Genomic DNA, 7,461 nt, shown 5'->3' on the forward strand with positions numbered 1-7,461 from the left:
GGGATGTCGGTGAGTAAGTTGCATCGAGTACATGGAACCCTGTCCGACGGTGTCGATCCGATCCGGCTCGGTCCGCAGGACGCCGGTTGGAACTACGCCGGATTGCGGGTGCTGAAGCTGGCGGCGGGGGAGACGCGCCGGGTGACGACGGGGGAGTTCGAAGCGTTCGTGCTGCCGCTGTCGGGCGGGTGCGTGGTTCGAGTGGACGGGGCCGAGTTCGAAATCGCCGGTCGCCGTTCGGTATTCGACCGGGTGACGGACTTCGCGTATGTGCCCCGGGACGCCGAGGTGGAATTGGCGGCGGAGGGACCGCTCGAGGTCGCGTTGCCCATGGCGCGGTGTGAGCGGCGGCTGGAACCGAAATACGGTCCGGCGGAAGACGTTCCGGTCGAAGTGCGTGGCGCGGGGTCGGCGACGCGGCAGGTCACCAACTTCGGGGTGCCGGGGGTGTGGGATCACGCGGACAAGTTGAACGCGTGTGAGCTGCTGACGCCGGACGGGAACTGGTCCTCGTATCCGCCGCACAAGCACGACGCCGTGAGCGACTGCGAGGTCGTGAACGAGGAGATCTACTACTTCCGGATCGGGCAGACGGGGTCGATCATGCCGTCGGACAAGGGATTCGGGATGCATCGCACCTATACGGCCGACGGCGCGCTGGACGAGAACGTGGCGGTGCGGGACGGGGACGTGTTCCTGATCCCCCACGGGTATCACGGACCGTGCATCGCCGCGCCCGGCTACCCCATGTATTACCTGAACGTGCTGGCCGGGCCGGCCGCGGAGCGTTCCATGGCCTTCTGTGACGACCCGGCGCACGCCTGGGTGCGGGACAGCTGGGCCGGTGCGCCGCTGGACCCGCGCTGCCCGATCACCTCCAGTGAAGGACGAGTCGGATGAAACTCACCACCGCGCAAGCCCTGGTGGCGTGGCTGATCGCGCAATGGTCGGAAAACCTCGACGGGGTCGAAGTGCCCTTGTTCCCAGCGGTATTCGGGATCTTCGGGCACGGGAACGTGCTCGGACTCGGCACCGCCTTACAGGAACGACGCGAGGAGATCCCGCTCTGGCGCGGGCAGACCGAAGAAGGAATGGCCCTCGCGGCCGTCGGGCTGGCCAAGGCGGCGCACCGCCGCCAAGTAGGTGTCGCCACCTCGTCGATCGGGCCCGGTGCGCTGAACATGGTCACCGCCGCCGGTGTGGCGCACGCCAATCGGCTGCCGCTGCTCCTGCTGCCGGGCGACACCTTCGTCAGCCGCGCACCCGATCCGGTCCTGCAACAGGTCGAGCACTACGGCGATCCGACCATCACCGTGAATGACGCCTTCCGCCCGGTGAGCCGCTTCTTCGATCGCATCACCCGGCCCGAACAACTCCTCGCCACCCTGCCCCAGGTGGCCCGCGTGCTCACCGACCCCGCCGACACCGGGCCGGTCACCCTCGCTCTGCCGCAGGACGTACAGGCCGAGACCTACGACTTCCCGGACGCGCTGTTCGAGCCTGTCGTACACCGCATCCCGCGCCCCCGCCCGGACCTCCGGGACCTGCGCGCCGCAGCCGAAGCGCTCCGTTCATCGCGACGCCCGCTGCTCGTGCTCGGTGGCGGCGTGCGCTACTCGGGAGCCGCCGCACGAGCGCTGGAATTCGCGGAACGGCACGGCATCCCGGTGACGGAGACGACCGCCGGCCGCACCCTGGTCCCACACGAGCACCCGCTGTACGCCGGCCCGCTCGGCGTCACCGGCGCGGCATCCGCGAATACCCTTGCTGCACAGGCCGATCTGGTGCTCGCGGTCGGCACCCGTCTGCAAGACTTCACCACCGCGTCGTGGACGGTATTCGCGCCGGATGTCCGGCTGGTCCACATCAATGCCGCCCGATTCGATGCCGTGAAGCACGGCGGCCTCGCAGTCGTGGCCGATGCCGCCGCGGCGCTGGAAGAGCTTGCGCCGCTGGTCGCCACAACCACCCGGCCCGCCGATCAGGGCTGGCGTGCCGAACCAGCTTGGTCTGCTCGCGCTGTTGCCGAACGCGCCGAGTGGGATGCGCATATCGACAAGCTGCGCGCAGCCGGCGCGGGCACGCCGAGTTACGCGCAGATCGTGGGCGTGGTGAACGAACTCAGCGGTCCCGCCGACTATGTGATGACGGCGTCGGGCGGCTTGCCGGGCGAGGTCATCGGCGGGTGGCGAGCCGTCGGCGGTGCGCCCACCATGGATGTCGAATACGGGTTCTCGTGCATGGGATACGAGCTCGCCGGAGCCTGGGGCGCCACGCTGCTGAAGCGCGAGACCGACGCGGACGGGCTGGTCACCACGCTGCTCGGCGACGGCTCGTACCTGATGCTGAACTCGGAACTGTTCTCCGCCGCCTTCGCCGGGCATCCCATGGTCGCGGTGGTCTGCGACAACGACGGCTTCGCGGTCATCGCGCGGTTGCAGGAAGGACAGGGCGGCGAGCCGTACAACAACTTCCTCACCGACTGCCGGACCCGTCACTCCACCCCGCCCCGCGTCGATTTCGCCGCCCACGCCCGCGCGCTCGGCTGCGCCGTGTTCACCGCCAGCGATCCGATGGAATTCCGCGACGGCTACTCCCGGGCACGCACCGCCGCACTGGCCGAACAGCGTCCGGCGGTGGTCGTGGTCCGCACCCGCCCAGCCGACTGGACCGAGGCCGGGGCCTGGTGGGAAGTGGGTGTGCCGCAACACCTCTCGGGGCGTGTCGCCTACGACGCGGCGAAACCGGGACAAGTGCGGTACATCGGGCGCGGCTGATCTCCGCCGCGCCCAGTGGCTCCCGGGCAAACCGGGCATCGCGGCCGATGGCGCACCCGCGCCGGGAATTTGTGGCAGACTCGGCGCAAACGCGTGAACCGGTGAAGGTGGAGGGTTGCCCTCCTGCGATCCCAGCCCGGCTCGCGCACGGGTGATGCGGGAGTTTGAAGGTCGCAATGGATCTCAGCGCCATCGAGCGCCAGGTGGCAACGGATCGAGGGGCTGCGCGGGACCGGTCCGCGGCAGCCGAGCTGGCGCTGGCGACCACCCTGTGCGAATTCGCCCGCGGACTCATCGCCACCAAGACCGATCCGTCGCAACGCGATCGCTCGCCCGCCGCCCTCGAGCCCGCGCAGGAAGCGGTGCTCATCCGCCTGCGCTGGCTCACCGCCGGACACGTGACCGCCGTCTTCGCCAATGAGGTGCAGGAGGCGTTGCGGCTGTTCGAGCAGGCGGCGCGCACCATCGGGCACCGGGAACTGGCCACCTCCACCATTCGCAACGCCTGCAACGCGTATCGCCATGTCGCGCAGACCTACCCGCAGGCCTCGGGCGTGTGCGCGGACGCGCTGTCCAAATGCGGCGTCTGGCTGTGCCGCCTGGACCCCAACGCGGCCGTCGCCGCCAGCGAGGACGCGGTCCGCATTCGCGCCGCCATGTACGCCGCCGACCCCGACCAGGCCAACCGCTACCTGGCCACGCTCAATACCCTGCTGCGCACGCTCATGGTCGGCCGCCAGCGCAAACAGGCGCTGTCCATGTACCGCGAACGCTATGCCGCCGTCACCTCCCCGGCCATGACCCAGGGCCTGCGCGAAATCCGCATCGACGAACTCGGATTCACCTCCAAGACCGTCACCGCGCTGGCCAAACTGGAATGCGCCACCCTCGAACGCGCCGGGTATCTCACCCAGCAGCAGATCCTATACCAGACCTCCGGCGACCTGGCCACCATCGAAGAGGTCAACTGGCAGCTCGCGCTGGTCGGTCTCAAACCCCTGGCCGCCGGCGCGCTCCCGGATCCGCCGTCCAAACCGGTCGAGATCAGCACCTCCTTCGGCGCGCTCAGCGTGCGCTGTTCCTCCCGCAATGCCGTCACCCTGGTGCGCGCCGCCCTGCTGGCCGCCTATGTCGCCGACGGCGCGCAGCCGGTGCCCAGTTCGGCGTACCTGGGTGTCGAGGAAAAGCATTGGAGCACACCCGAACCCGAGGTGAACGCGGCCGAACGCCTCGGTGAGGACGTCGTCATCATCGAGAAGATCTCCGAACACTGGGTGTCGGTCAAATCCCTCAATTGGGAAGTGGCCCCCGTCGGCAGACATCCACTGGCCCTGCGTCTTTCCCAGGAATGGCCGGTGGTCAGCGTCACCACCACCGAGCAGATCTCCTACGAGCTGTGCCTGTACGAAGGCGGCACCGCCACCCAGTACGCCGCGCTCGGCCTGCCCGCCGGGCAGATTCCGCTCGAAAAACCGCTCGCCCCCTTCGATTTCAAAGCGCTCGCCGATTACGGCGCGGATTACGCCTCCGAAACCCAGGTGCGCGCGGCATTCGGCAACACGACTATGTTCACCAAGCTCACGAAACTTCCGGGCAGCGGCATTCGCCAAGCCGCCGAAGCCGGACCGCTCGCCGCACACGGATCGAACATTCTCTACTTCCGCGACGCCGCCGAATAGACCCAGCCCCGTTCAGCAGCACTGTCCAGTATTCATTTCGAATTGCCGTGATGTAGATCACTCCTGCCCGCTACCCTGTTCTCACCCGGCGCTCGCGCTGCATTACGAAGGGTAACGAGTTGCCGTGGGCAGAAAGGCAACTCGATCATGAGCACGACTCCGACGGCCGTCCCTCCCGCCGCCCCCGATCTCCGTCCGCCCACTCTGGTCACCGGCCTCTGGCAGCGGAAGCTACCGCACTATCCGGATACGCCCGCCAGGTCCTGGTATCTCTTCCTGGTCGTGGTGGTCTCGATCGCGCTGTACTACCAGCTGTTCGTGGCCGGCGCGGTGGGCAACGAGCTGATCGCCTACTTCCACCTCACCTTCCGGTACTTCGTCGGCATCTTCATCGCGGGCGCGGCCTTCGGCGCGGTGGCCTCGGTGATCACCGGCATCATCGATCGGTGGGGGCGGGCGAACATCGTCGCCTACGGCACGGTCATCTGCTCGGCGCTGACCCTGTTCGCGGTGCCGCAGACCACCACCAAAGAGGCGTACCTGATCGTGTACTGCCTGATCAGCATTGTGGAAGGCGCGGTGCTGGTGGCGACCCCGGCGCTGGTGCGCGACTTCTCGCCGCAGCTCGGGCGGGCCTCGGCCATGGGGTTCTGGACGCTGGGGCCGGTGCTGGGCGCGCTGGTGACCACCGAGATCTCCACCCAGACCCTGGACGCGCATCCGGACTGGCAGTTCCACTACCGGCTGTGCGGCATCATCTGCCTGATCATCTCGATTCTCGGCGTGGTCGGGTTGCGGGAGCTGAGCCCGGCGCTGCGCGATCAGATCATGGTGTCGCTGCGGGACCGGGCGCTGATCGAGGCGCGGGCGCGCGGGCTGGATGTCGGTGCGCTGGAACGGGATCAGTGGAAGCAGATGATGCGCCTGGACATCGTCGGGTCGGCGCTGGGCATCTCCATCTTCCTGGCGTTCTTCTACACCATCGTCTCGTTCCTGCCGGTGTACATGGCGACCAACTTCGGGTTCAGCGCGGCACAGGCCAATGCGCTGGGCAACTGGTACTGGATCGCGAGCGCGCTGTCGCTGGTGCTGACCGGGATCGTGTCGGACTACCTGAAGGTGCGCAAGCCGTTCATGATCTTCGGGGCGATCATCTCGATCATCGGCATCTACGTCTTCCTCGGCTACACCGATAAACCCGGCACCGACTACTACACCTTCGCGATGGTGCTGAGCTTCATCGCCATCGGGACCGGGATCTCGTACTCGACCTGGATGGCCAGCTTCACCGAGACCGTGGAGAAGCGGAATCCGGCGGCCACTGCGGTCGGGCTGGCGGTGTGGGGCGGCATGCTGCGCACCGTGGTGACCGGGGTGCTGTTCGGGTTGCTGATCGTGGTGACGGCGGCGGGGACGCTGGTCAATTACGGGCCGAAACTGCAAGAGATCCAAGCCAAGTACCACAGCGAGATCGAGACCATCAACAAGGTGGGCGCGGATACGCTGACGGCGCTGAGCAAGAATCCGGGGGACGCGGCCGCGCAGGTGAAGGCGCTGACCACGCTGTCGGGGCAGTCGGCGGCGGATGTGCAGACGACCTTGAGCGTGAACGCCAAGTATCCGGAGGAGCTGGCCACCCTGCAGGCCATCGATTCCGGGGTGCTGACCAAACTGATGACCAATCCCAATGACACCGAGGCGGCGGCCACCGCGGTCGGGCAGGTCGCGAAGAAGTTCAGTATCACGCCCGAAGCGGCGGCGGCGCGCATCCAGGCCGCCAAGGCGATTCCGGTGAACGATCTCGTCGTGGTGTCGGCGGCCGGGCCGTCCATCGCGACCGCGAGCACGCAGCTGCTGGCGGTGGCCAAGATTCCGGCCGAGGATCGCGACTACCTGGCCGCGCACGGCAAGGACGCGCAGCAGGCGGCCATCGACGGGCCCGCGCAGTGGAAGCGGTGGTGGTGGATCTGCCTGATCGCGCAGATCGCCTTCATTCCGTTCGTGTTCATCATGTCCGGATACTGGAGCCCGAAGAAGGCCGAGGAAGCCGCCGCCGCGCACGACCAGGCCGTCGATCGGGAACTGGCGGATATGACAAAGTGAGGTCGGGGGATGGGCTCGGTGGCGTCGATGCGCCGCCGGGCCCATTCATCTACTACAGTTATTGAAGTGCAATCTACCCCTGCCGCCCCGGCTGTCAACAGTGTCGCCGCGACCTTCGATCTGCTGGGCGACCGGCTGACGCTGACGATCCTGCGGCACGCCTTCGTATCCCGGGCGCGGCGGTTCAATCAGTGGATCGAAGGCACGGGCGCGCCGCCGGCGGTGCTGACGGCGCGGCTCAATGCGCTGGTCGAGGCCGGGGTGCTGACCCGGCAGGCCGGGGCGGGGGACCGAGGGGAGTACCGGCTCACCGAATTGGGTTTGGGGACTTGGGAAATCCTGGTCTGCGTGTGGTCGTGGCAGCGGGAATGGACGGGGGAGTGGGCGCTGCTGCCGGAGCTGGTGCACACCGCGTGCGGGCATCGGGGGCCGCCGGTGCTGTCGTGCCGGGGCTGCGGGCGGACGGTGACCGCGCACGAGACCGATGTGGAACTGGATCGGGAAGCGCTGTGGCACATCACCTCCGGGCGGCGGCGCTCCGGGCGCGGGGCGGCCGGACCGGCGCGGGGGGACGCGCGCTTCGACGAGATCATGGAGGCGATCGGGGATCGCTGGAGCGCCTCGGTCACCGGGCTGGCGCTGGCCGGGGTGCGGCGGTTCTCGGAATTCCGCGCGGCCCTGAACCTTTCGCCGACCACCTTGACCGAACGATTGAACCGGCTCGTCGACGCCGGGATCCTGCTGCGGCCGGAGACGGGCGGGCGTGAATACCGGTTGACGCCGCGCGGGCGGGCGCTGTTCGGGGTCTTCGCGTTCCTGCTGGCCTGGTCGGAGCGGGCGCATCCGGGCGCGCCGGAGCCGGGATTGCTGATCCGGCACCGGGACTGCGGCGCGCCGCTGCG

Annotated in this window: 5 protein-coding genes; all 5 read left to right on the forward strand. The window is 68.2% G+C overall.

The window, feature by feature from the left end:
- Positions 1-9 precede the first annotated feature (9 nt).
- On the forward strand, positions 10-900 hold the full coding sequence (iolB, locus tag NY1_RS41130; protein WP_067723437.1) for a 5-deoxy-glucuronate isomerase: 891 nt from the start codon (positions 10-12) through the stop codon (positions 898-900).
- Entirely contained in the window at positions 897-2,777 is a 1,881-nt protein-coding gene (iolD, locus tag NY1_RS41135) for a 3D-(3,5/4)-trihydroxycyclohexane-1,2-dione acylhydrolase (decyclizing) (protein WP_067723423.1), read from the forward strand. Before iolB ends, iolD begins: the two co-directional genes overlap by 4 nt.
- 176 nt (positions 2,778-2,953) lie before the next feature.
- Positions 2,954-4,456 carry a hypothetical protein gene (locus tag NY1_RS41140; protein WP_067723425.1) on the forward strand — a complete coding sequence of 501 codons (1,503 nt, stop codon included), beginning with the start codon at positions 2,954-2,956 and terminating at the stop codon, positions 4,454-4,456.
- Positions 4,457-4,603: 147 nt separating this feature from the next.
- Positions 4,604-6,559, forward strand: a complete 1,956-nt coding sequence (locus NY1_RS41145; protein WP_067723426.1) for an MFS transporter — start codon at positions 4,604-4,606, stop codon at positions 6,557-6,559.
- A 66-nt stretch (positions 6,560-6,625) separates the two neighbouring features.
- Positions 6,626-7,461 (forward strand): winged helix-turn-helix transcriptional regulator (locus NY1_RS41150; RefSeq protein WP_233434707.1); only part of this gene is annotated, 836 nt, incomplete at its 3' end.

It is taken from the genome of Nocardia yamanashiensis NBRC 100130 (assembly GCF_001613325.1).
Taxonomy (GTDB): Bacteria; Actinomycetota; Actinomycetes; order Mycobacteriales; family Mycobacteriaceae; genus Nocardia; species Nocardia yamanashiensis.